The organism is Geodermatophilus ruber, from assembly GCF_900114385.1.
GTDB lineage: Bacteria > Actinomycetota > Actinomycetes > Mycobacteriales > Geodermatophilaceae > Geodermatophilus > Geodermatophilus ruber.
The window spans coordinates 308,303-322,757 of the sequence record NZ_FOSW01000001.1 but is presented as its reverse complement, the minus strand read 5'-3'; the positions used below and the strand labels follow the sequence as shown (position 1 = coordinate 322,757).

Genomic DNA, 14,455 nt, shown 5'->3' with positions numbered 1-14,455 from the left:
TGCCCGGTGTTCCGGGGCCCCTCGCCGCGGAACACCGGCGCGCTCAGCTCAGGCCGGGGACGGCGGTCGGTCGCGCTGCCGTCCGGTAGGACGGCGGTGTGATCGCCTGCCGGGCGCGGACGGCGACGTCGGGGGCGTCGGTGATCAGGCCGTCGACGCCCAGCGCCAGCAGCAGCCGGGCCTCGCTCTCGGCGTCCCCGGGCGCTGCTGGATCGGTACCGGCGCGCAGGTGCCGGGGCAGGAACACGTTCTCCGGGCGCAGGGTCCACACGTAGATCCCCAGCCCCGCGCGGTGGGCGTCGCTGACCAGGTGGGAGACGCCGTGCAGCGCCTCCTCCGCGTCGCGCAGCAGGATGCGGTCCCGGCTGGGGCCCACCCCCTGGGCGTAGGTGGAGATCGCCCGCAGCCCGGCCGGGGAGACCATCGGGTCGTGCGGCTCGCCGTCGTCGACCAGCTGCACCATGCGCGGCCCGCCGTCCCCCAGGGCGGCGCGCAGGCGGCGCAGCGTCGCCGCGTCGAAGGACTGCACGACGACCGGCCCGTCGGCGGTGGCCGCGTCGAGCCGGCGCAGCTCGTCGGCGACGACGGCGGCCAGCTCAGAGCCCGCGGAGGCCGCGCCGGCCGGGGTCTTGAGCTCGACGAGCACCTCGATCCGCCGGGCGGCCGTCGACCGGCTGCGGGCCAGCTCGACGACCTCCTCCAGGGTGAGGATGCCGCACTCCCCGTCGTAGGCGGTGTTCAGCGGGCGCAGGTCCGGCAGGCCCTCGACCGCGCGCAGCGTGCGCAGCTCGGCCAGCGTGAGGTCCTCGGCGAACCAGCCGGTGCAGGCCGCTCCGTCGACCCGCCGGGTGGTCCGCCGGTCGGTGAACTCGGGGCGGCCGGCGATGTCGGTCGTGCGGGACAGCTCGCTCTCGTGCCGGACGACGAGGGCGCCGTCCCGGCTGACCACGACGTCGGGCTCGACGAGGTCGGCACCCATCTCGATGGCCAGCTCGAAGCCGGCGAGGGTGTGTTCGGGCCGGTACGCGGGTGCGCCGCGGTGGCCGACGACCACGGGACTGGGGAGGCCGGTCGCCGGGCGGACGTCCAGCAACTCGGTCGAGTGCATGAACCCCACAACACCCGAGCAAGGTGTCCAGGTGGCGAACGCGCGCCGTCAGGTCGCCCACAATTCGGGCGACAGGCCCCCGCGCTGAGCGGGAGCATCCCCTCTGTGAGTGACCTCACAGCGCTGGGCTGGCGCGCGGACCGGGGTGCCGAGCTCCCCGCCGGCTGCGCGCCCGGGCGGGTGGCCCGGGTCGACCGCGGCCGGCTCACCGTGCTCACCGCGGAGGGTGAGCTGCGGGCCCACCCCGGGGCGGCCCTGCACGAGGGGACCGGTCCGGCCGTGGGCGACTGGGTGGCGCTGCGGGGTGAGCTGGCCGTCGCGGTGCTGCCCCGCCGGACGTCGTTCACCCGGGTGGCGGCCGGGCGCAGCTCCGCGGCGCAGGTCGTCGCCGCCAACCTCGACGCGGTGCTCGTCGTGGATGCGATGGTCGGGGCGACCCGGCTGCGGCGCATCGAGCGCTACCTGGCCGCCGCCTGGGGGAGCGGAGCGACACCGGTCGTCGTCCTCACCAAGGCCGACCTGTGCGCCGACGTCCCGGCCGCCGTGCAGGAGGTGGCCGAGGGCGCGCTCGGCGTCGGCGTGCTGCCGGTCAGCTCGGTGACCGGCGCCGGCCTCGGCGCCGTCCGTGCCGTGGTCGGCCCAGGCCGGACGGCGGCCATGGTGGGCCCGTCCGGGGTCGGGAAATCCAGCCTGGCCAACGCGCTGACCGGGCGCGCCGTGGCGGGCACGCGGGAGATCCGGGACGACGGCCGTGGCCGGCACACCACCACCGCCCGTGAGCTGCACCTGCTGCCCGGCGGCGGCGTGCTCGTGGACACCCCCGGCCTGCGCGAGCTGGGGCTCGCCGACGACGAGGGCGTCGACACGGCCTACGCCGACGTCGCCGAGCTGGCCGCCGGCTGCCGCTTCCGCGACTGCGGCCACCGCACCGAGCCCGGCTGCGCCGTCGCCACCGCGCTCACCGACGGCCGGCTCGACCCGGCCCGCTACACCGCCTGGCGCAAGCTGCAGGCCGAGGCGCACCGGCAGGCGCTGCGGGCCGACGCCCGGGCCGCCGCGCGGGAGCGGGCCCGGGTGCGGGCGTTCACCCGGTCGCTGCGCGATCAACCGAACCGGCCACGGACGGGCTGGTCCTAGCTGGGTAGCGTTGCTGTCCGTGCGCGTGCTCGTGATCGGCTCCGGAGCCCGGGAGCACGCCCTGTGCGTCGCTCTGAACGACGACCCCGCGGTGAGCGCCCTGGCCTGCGCGCCGGGCAACGCGGGCACCCGCGCGATCGCGGAGCCGGCGGCGGTCGACGTGGCCGACCCGGCCGCGGTCGCCGCGCTGGCCACCGGCTGGGGCGCGGACCTCGTCGTCATCGGGCCCGAGGTGCCCCTGGTCGCCGGCGCGGCCGACGCCGTCCGGGATGCCGGGATCGCCTGCTTCGGCCCGTCGGCCGAGGCCGCCCAGCTGGAGGGCAGCAAGTCCTTCGCCAAGCACGTGATGACCGCCGCCGGGGTGCCGACCGCCCGGTCCTGGCCGGTGGGCGGCCCGGCGGAGCTGGAGACGGCGCTGGACGAGGCGGGTGCACCGTTCGTGGTCAAGGACGACGGGCTGGCCGCGGGCAAGGGCGTCGTCGTCACCACCGACCGGGACGCCGCCGTCGCGCACGGCCGGCGGGTGCTCGACGCCGGCGGGGCGGTGCTGGTCGAGGAGTACCTCGACGGTCCCGAGGTGTCGCTGTTCGCGGTCACCGACGGGACGACGGTGCTGCCGCTGGTGCCCGTGCAGGACCACAAGCGGCGCGACGACGGCGACGGCGGACCCAACACCGGCGGCATGGGCGCCTACGCGCCGCTGCCGTGGGCGCCGCCGGGGCTGGTCGACGAGGTGCTGGCCACGGTGCTGCAGCCGACGGTCGATGAGATGGCCCGCCGCGGGGAGCCGTTCTCCGGGCTGCTCTACGCCGGCCTGGCGCTCACCTCGCGCGGCGTCCGGGTCGTGGAGTTCAACGCCCGTTTCGGCGACCCGGAGACCCAGGTGGTGCTCCCGCTGCTGGAGACCCCGCTGGCCGGGCTGCTGCAGGCCGCGGCCACCGGGACGCTGGCCGAGCACCCGCCGCTGCGCTGGCGGTCCGGCGCCGCGGTCACGGTGGTGGTCGCCGCTCCCGGCTACCCGGAGAAGCCGCGCACGGGCGACCCGGTCACCGGGGCCGACGCCGAGGGCGTGCTGCACGCCGGCACCACGGTGGACGCGGACGGGACGGTCCGCTCCTCCGGGGGGCGGGTGCTCGCAGTCACCGCGGTCGGCGAGGACCTGGCCGCGGCCCGGCGGCGGGCCTACGAGCGGGTGGCCGGGGTCTGGCTGGCCGACGCGCACTGGCGCACCGACATCGCGCTGGCCGCGGTGGAGGGGCGGATCGGCCTGCCTACTCCGCAGTGACCGCCGGCCGCGCCCGCTCCGGGCGCGGCTCGGGCGGCCGCGGGCCGTCGTGCCGGCGGGACAGGTAGGTGCCGGCCACATTGGCGCAGGCGACCGTCGGCACGGCGATCAGCGCACCGAAGATGCCGGCCACCAGCAGGCCGGCGGCGATCGCCAGGACGACGGCCAGCGGGTGCACCCGCACCGCGCGGCCGAGCAGCAGCGGCTGCAGGACGTGCCCCTCGAGCTGCATGACCAGCACCACGATGGCCAGCGCGATCAGCGCGGTGATCGGCCCCTTGGAGACCAGCGCCACCAGCACGGCGACCGACCCGGCGAGGAACGACCCGATGATCGGGATGAACGCGCCGAGGAACACCAGCGCGGCCAGCGGGATGACCAGCGGCACGCCCAGGATCGCCAGGCCGACGCCGATGCCGATCGCGTCGACCAGCGCCACGGCCACCGTCGCGCGCACGTAGGAGATCAGCGTGCGCCACGAGCGGCGGGCGGCCTCGTCGATGTAGGCCCGCGCGTCGGCCGGGCACAGGCCGACCAGCCACAGCCAGAGCGACCGGCCGTCCTTGAGGAAGAAGAACAGGGTGAACAGCGCCAGCACGATGCCGGTGAACACTTCCCCCACGGTCGCCGCGGTGGTGATCGCCCCGGAGGTGAGGGTGTCCTGGTTGGCCACGAGGGCGCCCTGTGCAGCGGTGACCGCTTCGTCGATCTGGCGCTGGGACACCGGGAAGGTGTCGACGACGAAGTCGCGGATCTGGGTGAGGCCCTGGCTGACCTGGTCGGCGAGGTCGGAGAAGCCGGCGATGAACCGTTCGACGACCAGGGTGATGATCCCGGCGACCACGCCCAGGCCGATGACGAGCATGGCCAGCGCGGCCAGGGACCGCGGCCAGCCGTGCCGGACCAGCGCGGCGGCCCCGGGCTGCAGCATGGCCGACAGCAGCAGCGCCACGAACACCGGCACGACGACGACGGCGACGTACGCGGCGGCGTAGAGCAGCGCGAAGATGCCGGCGAGGACGACGATCAGCCGCCACGACCAGGCCGCGGCGACGCGCAGCCCGGTGGGGACGACGTCGTCATCGGGACGCCGGCCGGCGCCGGTGAGCCGGCGGGCGTGCGGGCCGGAGCGGTGCGGGCGCCCCCCGGCCGGCGGCCCGCTGACCCCACCCGGCCCCAGCGAGCCGTCGAGGTCGGGGGCTCCCGGTTCCGGGCTGCCCAACGGCGGCCGGCCGTCGTCCCCCGGCGGCGGGGGCCCGGCGGGCGCGTGGTCGTCGTCGCGGTCGTGGACGAGGATCGCCCGCCCGTCGTGCTCGGGCCAGGCGTGCGGGTCCTGCTCGGCGGCGCGGATCCGCTCGCGCGCACGCCCGACCAGGGAACTCGCCCGGTGGGCCGCCCGTCGCAGCATCGCGCACCTCCGCCGGGCTCTGGGGCCTGTTCATGAGCACGCTAGCTCTACGGGAGACTGTTCCCGTGGTGCGACGAGCTGACCGGAAGCAGGCGGTACCCCGATGATCGAGCGCTACACCCTGCCGGAGATGGGCCGGGTCTGGAGCGACCAGCACAAGTACGAGCTGTGGTGCCGGGTCGAGACCCTCGTGCTCGAGGTGCACGCCGCGGCCGGGCGGGTACCCGTCGACGTCGTCGAGCCGGTGCGCAACGCCCCGCCGCCGACGCCGGAGCGGGTGGCCGAGATCGAGGAGACGACGCAGCACGACGTCATCGCCTTCCTCACGGCGTGGGCCGACAACACCGAGCCCCGGTCCGCCGCTGCCTACGTGCACCACGGCATGACGTCGTCGGACCTGCTGGACACCGCGCTCGCCGTGCAGCTGACCGAGGCCACCGACCTGCTGCTGGCCCGGCTCGACCGGCTGGTGGCGGTGCTGCGCGACCACGCGCTGGCCCACCGGCACACCATCAAGGTGGGCCGTACCCACGGCGTGCACGCCGAGCCGGACGTGTGGGGCCACCGGGTCGCCGACATCGCCTTCGCCGCCGCCCGGTCCCGCGACCGGCTGCGCGCGGCCCGCGAGCGGGTCGGCGTCGTCGCGATCTCCGGCGCCGTCGGCACGTACTCGCTGATCCACCCGTCGGTGGAGGTCGAGGTCGCCGAGGCGCTGGGGCTGCGGCCGGCCGACGCCTCCACCCAGGTGGTCCTGCGCGACTCGATCAGCGAGTGGGTCGCGGCGCTGGCGATCATCGCGACGGTGTGCGAGACGGTCGCGCTGGAGGTGCGGCACGGGCAGCGGACCGAGGTGCGGGAGCTGTCGGAGGCCTTCGGCTCGGGCCAGAAGGGCTCGAGCGCGATGCCGCACAAGAAGAACCCGATCCGCTCCGAGCGGATCGCCGGCCTGGCGCGCGTCGTGCGGGCCGCCGTCGTCCCGGTGATGGAGGGCATCCCGCTCTGGCACGAGCGGGACATCTCGCACTCCTCCACCGAGCGGGTGTTCCTGCCCGACGCGGCGATCACCACCGACTACCTCCTGCACCTGACCACGGGCCTGGTGGAGAACCTGGTGGTCGACGCCGATCGGATGCGGGCCAACCTGGAGTCCACCGGCGGGCTGATCTACACCTCGTCGGTGCTGCTCGAGGTGGTCGAGAGCGGGCTGTCCCGCGAGGACGCCTACGCGCTGGTCCAGTCCGCGGCCATGGAGACGTGGAACACCGGGACGCCGTTCCGGGAGACCCTCCGCGCGCGGGCGAAGGAGTCGGGGGTCGCGCTGGACGAGGCCCGACTGGACGAGATCTGCCGGCCGGAGCGGTACGTCGAGCACCTGGACCCGCTGTTCGAGCGCGTGGCCCGCCTCGCATGAGCGGCCCGGACCTGCCGCTCCTCGCCCGCGGCAAGGTGCGCGAGATCTACGACGCCGGCCCCGACCGGCTGCTGCTGGTGGCCTCCGACCGGATCTCCGCGTACGACCACGTGCTGCCCACGCCGATCCCGGACAAGGGCCGGGTGCTGACGCAGCTGTCGGTGTGGTGGTTCGACCAGCTGGCGCCGGTGCTGTCCTCGTTCGGGGCCTCGCACCACCTGGTGTCCGCCTCGGACGTGCCCGCGGAGGTCGCCGGCCGGGCGATGCTGGTCCGGCGGCTGTCGATGCTGCCGGTGGAGTGCGTGGCGCGCGGCTACCTGTCCGGCTCGGGCACCGCGGAGTACCGGCGGACCGGCTCGATCCGCGACGTCCCGCTGCCCGCGGGGCTGGTCGAGGGCTCGCAGCTGCCCTCGCCCGTGTTCACCCCGTCGACGAAGGCCGAGGTGGGGGAGCACGACGAGGCGATCGACTTCGCCGCCGTCGTCGCCGCCGTGGGGGCCCAGCGCGCCGAGGAGCTGCGGGAGCTGACCCTGGCGCTCTACCGGCGGGGGGCGGAGATCGCCCGCGAGGCGGGGATCATCCTGGCCGACACCAAGTTCGAGTTCGGGGTCGCGCCGGGCTCGGACGCGTTGGTGCTCGGCGACGAGGTCCTCACCCCCGACTCGTCCCGGTTCTGGCCGGCGACGACGTGGTCGCCCGGGGACGTGCAGCCCTCGTTCGACAAGCAGTACGTGCGCGACTGGCTGACGTCGTCCGGCTGGGACCGCGTCTCGCCGCCGCCGGAGCTGCCCGACGGCGTGGTCGAGGCGACCCGCGAGCGGTACGTCGCCGCCTACGAGCGGCTCACCGGCACCACGTTCCACTGACCTCTGCCCCCGCCCTCCCCGGCGGCAGGGGGGCGAGACGAGCATCACCCGCGCGCCGGTCGGCGGCCCGAGCGGCCCCGGTACGCTCGGTGTCGTGCCTCGAGTGGTCGTCGATGTGGTCCTGAAGCCGGAGATCTCCGACCCCCAGGGGCAGGCGGTACTCGCAGCGCTGGGCCGGCTCGGCCACGACAGCGTCCGCAGCGTGCGCCAGGGCAAGCACTTCGTCCTCGAGGTCGACGGCACCCCGGACGAGGCGGAGCTCCGGAAGATCGCCGAGACGCTGCTGGCCAACCCGGTCATCGAGGACGTCGAGCTGCACTTCCCGAACGACTGAGAGAGAGCGCTGTGCGCATCGGTGTCATCACCTTCCCGGGTTCCCTGGACGACGTCGACGCCGCCCGCGCGGTCCGCCTGGCCGGCGCCGAGCCCGTCGCCCTGTGGCACGCCGACCACGACCTGAAGGACGTCGACGCGATCGTCCTGCCGGGGGGCTTCTCCTACGGCGACTACCTGCGCGCCGGGGCCATCGCCGCCCGCGCGCCCCTGATGCAGGAGGTCATGGACCGGGCGCGGGCCGGGATGCCGGTGCTCGGCATCTGCAACGGCTTCCAGGTGCTGTGCGAGGCCGGCCTGCTGCCCGGCGCGCTGACCCGCAACAGCCACCTGCACTTCCGCAACCGCGACCAGGCGCTGCGCATCGAGCGCGCCGACACCGCGTGGACGGCGTCCTACGCGCCCGGCGAGCGGATCGTCGTCCCGGTCAAGAACGGCGAGGGCCGCTACGTGGCCGCCGACGCCGACCTGGACCGGCTGGAGGGCGAGGGGCGGGTCGCCGTCCGCTACGTCGAGGGCAACCCCAACGGCTCGATGCGCGACATCGCCGGGGTGAGCAGCGAGAACGGTCGCGTGGTCGGGCTCATGCCGCACCCCGAGCACGCCGTCGAGGACCTCACCGGCCCGAGCACCGACGGGCTCGGCTTCTTCACCAGCGTTCTGAAGGCGGTCGTCTCCGCATGAGTCAGGTCGACACCGTCGGGCGGGCGGCGACGACGCCCGACGAGGAGCAGCCCTGGGCCGAGCTCGGCCTCAAGGACGACGAGTACGCCCGCATCCGCGACATCCTCGGCCGCCGGCCGACCACCGCGGAGCTGGCCATGTACTCGGTCATGTGGAGCGAGCACTGCTCCTACAAGTCGTCGAAGGTGCACCTGCGGCAGTTCGGCGACCTGCCGAAGAGCGAGGCGCTGCTGGTCGGCATCGGCGAGAACGCCGGCGTGGTCGACGTCGGCGACGGCTACGCGGTCACCTTCAAGGTCGAGTCGCACAACCACCCCAGCTACGTCGAGCCCTACCAGGGCGCGGCCACCGGCGTCGGCGGCATCGTCCGCGACATCCTCACCATGGGCGCCCGGCCGGTCGCGGTCATGGACAGCCTCCGGTTCGGCCGGGCCGACGCCCCCGACACCGCCCGCGTGCTGCCCGGCGTCGTCGCCGGCGTCGGCGGCTACGGCAACTGCCTGGGCCTGCCCAACATCGGCGGCGAGGTCCTCTTCGACGACTGCTACGCCGGCAACCCGCTGGTCAACGCGCTGTGCGTCGGCGTCATGAAGCACGAGGACGTCCGGCTGGCCAAGGCCGAGGGCGTCGGCAACAAGGTCATCCTGTTCGGCGCCCGCACCGGCGGCGACGGCATCGGCGGCGTGAGCGTCCTGGCGTCGGAGACCTTCGACGCCGAGGGCCCGGCCAAGCGGCCGAGCGTGCAGGTGGGCGACCCGTTCACCGAGAAGCTGCTCATCGAGGCCTGCCTGGAGATCTTCGCCCAGGACCTCGTCACCGGCATCCAGGACCTCGGCGGCGCCGGCCTGTCCTGCGCGACGTCCGAGCTGGCCAGCGCCGGCACCGGCGGCATGCACATCGACCTGGACGCCGTCCCGCTGCGGGACTCCACGCTCACCCCGGCCGAGATCCTGATGAGCGAGTCGCAGGAGCGCATGTGCGCGATCGTCGAGCCCGCCAAGGTCGACGCCTTCCTCGCCGTGTGCCGCAAGTGGGACGTGCTGGCCACGGTCATCGGTGAGGTCACCGACGGCGACCGGCTCACCGTCGACTGGCACGGCGAGCGGATCGTCGACGTCCCCCCGCGCACCGTCGCCCACGAGGGCCCGGTCTACGAGCGGCCGATGCGCCGTCCGGCCGACCTGGACGCCCTGCAGGCCGACGACCCCGCCGCGCTGCCCCGCCCGCAGACCCCCGAGGAGCTCACCGCCCACTGGCTGGCCGTCGTCGCCAGCCCGGACGGCGCGGACAAGTCCTGGGTCACCGAGCAGTACGACCGCTACGTCCGCGGCAACACCGTGCTCGCCCAGCCGGACGACGCCGGGGTCGTGCGCATCGACGAGCAGACCCACCGCGGCATCGCGCTCTCCCTCGACGGCAACGGGCGCTACGCGCGGCTGGACCCCTACACCGGCGCGCAGCTGAACCTCGCCGAGGCCTACCGCAACGTCGCCGTCTCCGGCGCCCGCCCCCTGGCGGTCACCAACTGCCTCAACTTCGGCTCCCCGGAGGAGCCCGAGGTCATGTGGCAGTTCGCCGAGGCGGTGCGCGGCCTGGCCGACGCCTGCCGGGACCTCGGGCTGCCGGTCACGGGCGGCAACGTGAGCCTCTACAACCAGACCGGGGACGTCGCGATCAACCCCACCCCGGTCATCGGCGTGCTGGGCGTGCACGACGACGTCCGCCGGCGGGTGCCCACCGGCTGGCGGGCGGCGGGGGAGACCGTGCTCCTGCTCGGCGAGACGAGGCCGGAGTTCGGCGGCTCGGCCTGGGCGTCGGTCGTGCACGGCCACCTCGGCGGCCGGCCGCCCGCGATCGACCTCGGCGCCGAGCGGACGCTGGGTGAGCTCCTCGCCGCGCTGGCCCACCAGGACCTGGTCACCTCCGCGCACGACCTGGCCGACGGCGGCCTGGCGCAGGCCCTCGCCGAGTCGGCGCTGCGGCACGGCGTCGGCGCCCGCCTGGGCGTCGGCGACGACCCGTTCACCGCGCTGTTCAGCGAGTCCACCGCCCGCGTCGTCGTCACCACGACCGACGCCGCGGCCGTGCGGCGGGCCGCCGGGCAGGCCGGGGTGAGCGTCACCGAGCTGGGGACGACGGGCGGCGAGGTGCTGACGGTCGAGGGGCTGCTCGAGCTGCCGCTGGCCGAGCTGCGCGCCGCCTGGAGCACGACGCTCCCCGCGCTGTTCGGTGCGCCCGAGGACGCGGTGGGCACCGTTCCGGCGGGGACCGTCCCGAGCAGCTGATGGCCGCGCCCATCTCCGCCGAGGAGCTGCGGGCCGCACTGGCCCCCACGCTGCCCTGGCTGGAGGGCGGGGCGGAGCAGCCGCCCCGCGCGGTGGTCGGCGCCGCGGTGAAGACCTCCGCGCGCTGGCTGGCCCAGCAGGTGCCCGGCCGGGCGGTGGAGCTGCGGGTGCCGCCGCACGTCGCCGTCCAGTGCGTGCCCGGGCCGCGGCACACCCGCGGGACCCCGCCCAACGTGGTGGAGACCGACGCGATCGCCTGGCTGCGGCTGGCCAGCGGCCGGCTGGACTGGGCCACCGCGGTCGCCGAGGGCCGGCTGACCGCCAGCGGCAACCGCGCCGACCTCTCTGCGTACCTGCCTCTGGCAGCCCTGCGCCGCGGCACCTGACGGGGACGGCACGTGGTCGCGGTGGCGTCCGGTAGGACGACGGTGACTCAGCCGGTGAACAGCGGCAGCGCCGCCTTCACCGTGTTGTACAGCCCGTAGACCAGCGGGATGCCGACCAGCGTCCAGGCGAACGCGATCAGGGCGACGGGCGTGTGCGTGGGCTGCTGCTGCGGCGGGGTGGTCATCGGGCGGCGCTCCTCTCGGCGGTGCGGGATGCGGCGGCGTCCCGCTTCGGCTCGTGCCACTTGGCGGCCACCGGGCGCACCATCAGGTTGGCGACGAACCCGACGGCGAGCAGGCCGACCATGATGAACAGCGCCGGCCGGTAGTCGGCGGCGACCAGCTGCCCGGGCGTGCCCCGGGTGTCGAGCACGCCGTTGATGATGAGCGGCCCGGCCACACCGGCCGCGGACCACGCGGTGAGCAGCCGGCCGTGGATGGCGCCGACCTGGTAGGTGCCGAACAGGTCGCGCAGGTAGGCGGGGATCGTGGCGAACCCCCCGCCGTAGAAGCTGATGATCACCGCGGCGAAGACCACGAACAGCCAGGTGGCGGTGGTGCCGAGGGTGGCCAGGCCGACGTAGAGGAGCATGCCGAGGCCGAGGTAGATCATGTAGATCGGCTTGCGACCGATGTAGTCCGAGGTGGTGGACCACACGAAGCGGCCGCCCATGTTGAACAGCGACAGCAGGCCCACGAAGCCGGCGGCGGCCGCGGCGGTCACCAGCGAGGTGTCCCCGCGGCGGAAGAAGTCCTGGATCATCGGCGCGGCCTGCTCCAGGATGCCGATCCCCGCGGTGACGTTGCAGAACAGCACGATCCACAGCAGCCAGAACTGCGGCGTCCGGATGGCGTTGCGGGCCGACACGCTCTCGGTGGTGACCAGCGCCTTCTGCTTCACCATCGACGGGTCCCAGCCCGCGGGCCGCCAGCCGTCGGCCGGCACCCGGATGATGAGGGCGCCGAACATCATGTAGACGAAGTAGACGGCGGCCAGCGTGAGGAACAGCGCCCCGACGGCGCTGCCGTCCGGCACCGAGCCGGAGACGCTCGGGTCGTAGTCGGGGTCGTAGAAGCTCATCAGCTGCCGCGACAAGGGTGCGGCGACCAGCGCGCCTCCGCCGAAGCCCATGATCGCCATGCCGGTGGCCAGGCCGGGCCGGTCCGGGAACCACTTGATCAGCGTGGACACCGGCGAGATGTAGCCGATGCCGAGGCCGATGCCGCCCAGCACGCCGTAGCCGAGGTACACCAGCCACAGCTGCCGGGTGTAGATGCCCAGGGCCCCGACCAGGAAGCCGGAGACCCAGAAGAGGGCCGAGGTGACCATCGCTGCCCGGGGCCCGTTCCGGTCCACCCAGGTACCGAAGGCCGCCGCCGAGAGCCCGAGCATGACGATCGCGATCGAGAAGATGATCCCGATCGCGGTCAGGCTGGTGTCGAAGTGCTCGACCAGGGCGTTCTTGTAGACGCTCGTGGCGTAGGCCTGCCCGATGCACAGGTGCACCGCCAGCGCGGCCGGCGGGATCAGCCACCGGTTGAAGCCGGGACGGGCGACGATGCGCTCACGGGCCAGGAAGCTCGGTACAGCCACGGGCGGACCTCCGGGTCGGGTCGGTCAGCCGGATTCCCCCTGGGGACAGGGTTCGTGTCCGGGGTCCCGGCCCCCCGGAAGGCTACGTCCGCGGGGCGGTGGGCGCTCGGCGAACGGGTCGTCGTCGATCCGGATCGGGGGCCCGGCGGCCACGGCCACCAGCCAGGGGATCCCACTCCCCGAAGCGGCAGGAGGCCCGGAATAGGCTCCCTGCATGGCCTACGAGGTAAAGGGCGTCGTCGCCCGCAGCAAGGGTGCACCGGTCACCGTCGAGACGATCATCGTTCCCGATCCCGGTCCGGGTGAGGCCGTCGTGGACGTCCAGGCGTGCGGCGTCTGCCACACCGACCTGCACTACCGCGAGGGCGGGATCAACGACGAGTTCCCGTTCCTCCTCGGCCACGAGGCCGCCGGCGTCGTCTCCGCCGTCGGGGCGGGCGTCACCAACGTCGCCGTCGGCGACTACGTGGTCCTCAACTGGCGTGCCGTCTGCGGCGAGTGCCGCGCCTGCCGCCGGGGCGAGCTGCAGTACTGCTTCAACACGCACAACGCCGCCCAGAAGATGACGCTGGCCGACGGCACCGAGCTGACCCCCGCGCTGGGCATCGGCGCCTTCGCCGAGAAGACGCTGGTCCACTCCGGCCAGTGCACCAAGGTGAACCCGGCCGCTCCGCCGACGGCCGCCGGCCTGCTCGGCTGCGGTGTCATGGCCGGCGCCGGTGCCGCCATGAACACCGGCGCCGTGCGCCGCGGCGAGAGCGTCGCGGTGTTCGGCTGCGGCGGCGTCGGGGACGCCGCGATCGCCGGGGCCAAGCTGGCCGGCGCGACCACGATCATCGCCGTCGACATCGACGACCGGAAGCTGGAGTGGGCCAAGCAGTTCGGCGCCACCCACACGGTCAACTCCAGGAACACCGACGCCGTCGAGGCGATCAAGGGTCACACCAACGGCTTCGGCGTCGACGTCGCCATCGACGCCGTCGGCCACCCGGCGGTGTTCGAGCAGGCCTTCAACGCCCGCGACCTGGCCGGCCGGGTCGTGCTGGTCGGCGTCCCGACCCCGGACATGAAGATCGAGCTGCCGCTGCTGGAGATCTTCGGCCGGGGTGGGGCGGTCAAGTCCTCCTGGTACGGCGACTGCCTGCCCAGCCGCGACTTCCCCACGCTGGTCGACCTGTACCTGCAGGGCCGCTTCCCGCTGGACGAGTTCGTCAGCGAGACCATCGGCATCGACGACGTCGAGGCCGCCTTCGAGAAGATGCACCACGGCGACGTGCTGCGCAGCGTGGTCGTGTTCAAGTGACCGCCCGGATCGACAAGACCGTCGTCAGCGGGGTCTTCAGCCTCGACGGGCAGGACTTCGACGTCGACAACAACGTCTGGCTGGTCGGGGACGACGACGAGGTGATCGTCGTCGACGCCCCGCACGACGCCGCCCCGATCCTCGAGGCCATCGGCGGCCGCACGGTGCGGGCGATCGTGCTCACCCACGGGCACAACGACCACATCACCGCCGCGGTCGCGCTCCGCGAGGCCACCGGCGCGCCGATCTGGTTCAACCCCGCCGACCGGATGCTGTGGGACGTCGTCCACCCGGACGCCGCCCCCGACCACGACCTGGCCGAGGGCACCCGCTTCGAGATCGCCGGGACGACGCTGACGGCGCTGCACACCCCCGGGCACTCCCCGGGCAGCACCTGCCTGCACGCGCCCGAGCTGGACACGGTGTTCACCGGCGACACCCTGTTCTGCGGCGGGCCCGGTGCCACCGGGCGCTCGTTCAGCGACAAGCCGACGATCCTGAACTCCATCCGGTCGCGGCTGCTCACGCTGCACGGGGACACCGTGGTCAAGACCGGCCACGGCGACGACACGACGATCGCCGCCGAGCTGCAGAACGTCCACTGAGCCGGACCCGGCCGGGCGGGGTGGCGCGAACCACCCCGCCCGGCCGGGGA

At 74.4% G+C, this 14,455-nt stretch carries 14 protein-coding genes; 10 read left to right on the top strand and 4 right to left on the bottom strand.

Annotated features, from left to right (window positions below; all coding sequences use genetic code 11):
• Window positions 1-43: 43 nt before the first annotated feature.
• Window positions 44-1,108 carry a glycerophosphodiester phosphodiesterase family protein gene (locus BMZ50_RS01680; protein ID WP_091321011.1) on the bottom strand — a complete coding sequence of 355 codons (1,065 nt, stop codon included), beginning with the start codon at window positions 1,106-1,108 and terminating at the stop codon, window positions 44-46.
• Window positions 1,109-1,213: 105 nt separating this feature from the next.
• Here BMZ50_RS01680 and rsgA point away from each other — a divergent pair, with 105 nt between their 5' ends.
• Window positions 1,214-2,245 carry a ribosome small subunit-dependent GTPase A gene (gene rsgA, locus BMZ50_RS01675; protein ID WP_091320420.1) on the top strand — a complete coding sequence of 344 codons (1,032 nt, stop codon included), beginning with the start codon at window positions 1,214-1,216 and terminating at the stop codon, window positions 2,243-2,245.
• 19 nt (window positions 2,246-2,264) lie between these two features.
• Window positions 2,265-3,530 carry a phosphoribosylamine--glycine ligase gene (gene purD / locus BMZ50_RS01670; RefSeq protein WP_091320416.1) on the top strand — a complete coding sequence of 422 codons (1,266 nt, stop codon included), beginning with the start codon at window positions 2,265-2,267 and terminating at the stop codon, window positions 3,528-3,530.
• On the opposite strand, the gene BMZ50_RS01665 is transcribed toward purD, so the two are convergent.
• A complete protein-coding gene (locus BMZ50_RS01665; RefSeq protein ID WP_091320412.1) occupies window positions 3,517-4,938 on the bottom strand; it encodes an AI-2E family transporter in 1,422 nt (473 codons plus the stop codon). The genes purD and BMZ50_RS01665 overlap by 14 nt on opposite strands.
• 103 nt (window positions 4,939-5,041) lie before the next feature.
• Here BMZ50_RS01665 and purB point away from each other — a divergent pair, with 103 nt between their 5' ends.
• The 6 genes from purB to BMZ50_RS01635 all read left to right on the top strand — a co-directional run bounded on the left by purB (window position 5,042) and on the right by BMZ50_RS01635 (window position 10,903).
• On the top strand, window positions 5,042-6,349 hold the full coding sequence (gene purB / locus BMZ50_RS01660) for an adenylosuccinate lyase (protein WP_091320407.1): 1,308 nt from the start codon (window positions 5,042-5,044) through the stop codon (window positions 6,347-6,349).
• Window positions 6,346-7,215 (top strand): phosphoribosylaminoimidazolesuccinocarboxamide synthase, encoded by an 870-nt coding sequence (locus BMZ50_RS01655; RefSeq protein WP_091320403.1) that lies wholly within the window; start codon window positions 6,346-6,348, stop codon window positions 7,213-7,215. Before purB ends, BMZ50_RS01655 begins: the two co-directional genes overlap by 4 nt.
• A gap of 94 nt (window positions 7,216-7,309) precedes the next feature.
• Window positions 7,310-7,549: a phosphoribosylformylglycinamidine synthase subunit PurS gene (purS, locus tag BMZ50_RS01650; protein WP_091320399.1), complete on the top strand. Its 240-nt coding sequence runs from the start codon at window positions 7,310-7,312 to the stop codon at window positions 7,547-7,549.
• Window positions 7,550-7,560: 11 nt separating this feature from the next.
• On the top strand, window positions 7,561-8,232 hold the full coding sequence (purQ, locus tag BMZ50_RS01645; protein ID WP_091320395.1) for a phosphoribosylformylglycinamidine synthase subunit PurQ: 672 nt from the start codon (window positions 7,561-7,563) through the stop codon (window positions 8,230-8,232).
• Window positions 8,229-10,517, top strand: a complete 2,289-nt coding sequence (gene purL / locus BMZ50_RS01640) for a phosphoribosylformylglycinamidine synthase subunit PurL (protein WP_091320391.1) — start codon at window positions 8,229-8,231, stop codon at window positions 10,515-10,517. Before purQ ends, purL begins: the two co-directional genes overlap by 4 nt.
• Window positions 10,517-10,903, top strand: a complete 387-nt coding sequence (locus BMZ50_RS01635; RefSeq protein ID WP_091320387.1) for a sterol carrier family protein — start codon at window positions 10,517-10,519, stop codon at window positions 10,901-10,903. Before purL ends, BMZ50_RS01635 begins: the two co-directional genes overlap by 1 nt.
• 47 nt (window positions 10,904-10,950) lie before the next feature.
• Here BMZ50_RS01635 and BMZ50_RS23940 read toward each other — a convergent pair whose 3' ends face one another.
• Together BMZ50_RS23940 and BMZ50_RS01630 are read right to left on the bottom strand one after the other, a co-directional pair.
• Entirely contained in the window at window positions 10,951-11,088 is a 138-nt protein-coding gene (locus tag BMZ50_RS23940; RefSeq protein WP_177212588.1) for an MFS transporter small subunit, read from the bottom strand.
• Window positions 11,085-12,497: an OFA family MFS transporter gene (locus tag BMZ50_RS01630; RefSeq protein ID WP_091320383.1), complete on the bottom strand. Its 1,413-nt coding sequence runs from the start codon at window positions 12,495-12,497 to the stop codon at window positions 11,085-11,087. Before BMZ50_RS01630 ends, BMZ50_RS23940 begins: the two co-directional genes overlap by 4 nt.
• Window positions 12,498-12,711: 214 nt before the next feature.
• Here BMZ50_RS01630 and BMZ50_RS01625 point away from each other — a divergent pair, with 214 nt between their 5' ends.
• Window positions 12,712-13,800, top strand: coding sequence for an S-(hydroxymethyl)mycothiol dehydrogenase (locus tag BMZ50_RS01625; RefSeq protein WP_091320379.1), 1,089 nt, complete (start codon window positions 12,712-12,714; stop codon window positions 13,798-13,800).
• Complete coding sequence (locus tag BMZ50_RS01620) at window positions 13,797-14,405, top strand: MBL fold metallo-hydrolase (protein ID WP_091320376.1); 609 nt, start codon at window positions 13,797-13,799, stop codon at window positions 14,403-14,405. Before BMZ50_RS01625 ends, BMZ50_RS01620 begins: the two co-directional genes overlap by 4 nt.
• Window positions 14,406-14,455: the final 50 nt, after the last annotated feature.

What these genes read in the sequence shown, in the direction of transcription:
- BMZ50_RS01680 (WP_091321011.1), bottom strand. Translation starts at nt 1,108, where the DNA reads ATGCACTCGACCGAGTTGCTGGACGTCCGCCCGGCGACCGGCCTCCCC.
- BMZ50_RS01665 (WP_091320412.1), bottom strand. Translation starts at nt 4,938, where the DNA reads ATGCTGCGACGGGCGGCCCACCGGGCGAGTTCCCTGGTCGGGCGTGCG.
- purB (WP_091320407.1), top strand. Translation starts at nt 5,042, where the DNA reads ATGATCGAGCGCTACACCCTGCCGGAGATGGGCCGGGTCTGGAGCGAC.
- BMZ50_RS01655 (WP_091320403.1), top strand. Translation starts at nt 6,346, where the DNA reads ATGAGCGGCCCGGACCTGCCGCTCCTCGCCCGCGGCAAGGTGCGCGAG.
- purL (WP_091320391.1), top strand. Translation starts at nt 8,229, where the DNA reads ATGAGTCAGGTCGACACCGTCGGGCGGGCGGCGACGACGCCCGACGAG.
- BMZ50_RS01635 (WP_091320387.1), top strand. Translation starts at nt 10,517, where the DNA reads ATGGCCGCGCCCATCTCCGCCGAGGAGCTGCGGGCCGCACTGGCCCCC.
- BMZ50_RS23940 (WP_177212588.1), bottom strand. Translation starts at nt 11,088, where the DNA reads ATGACCACCCCGCCGCAGCAGCAGCCCACGCACACGCCCGTCGCCCTG.
- BMZ50_RS01625 (WP_091320379.1), top strand. Translation starts at nt 12,712, where the DNA reads ATGGCCTACGAGGTAAAGGGCGTCGTCGCCCGCAGCAAGGGTGCACCG.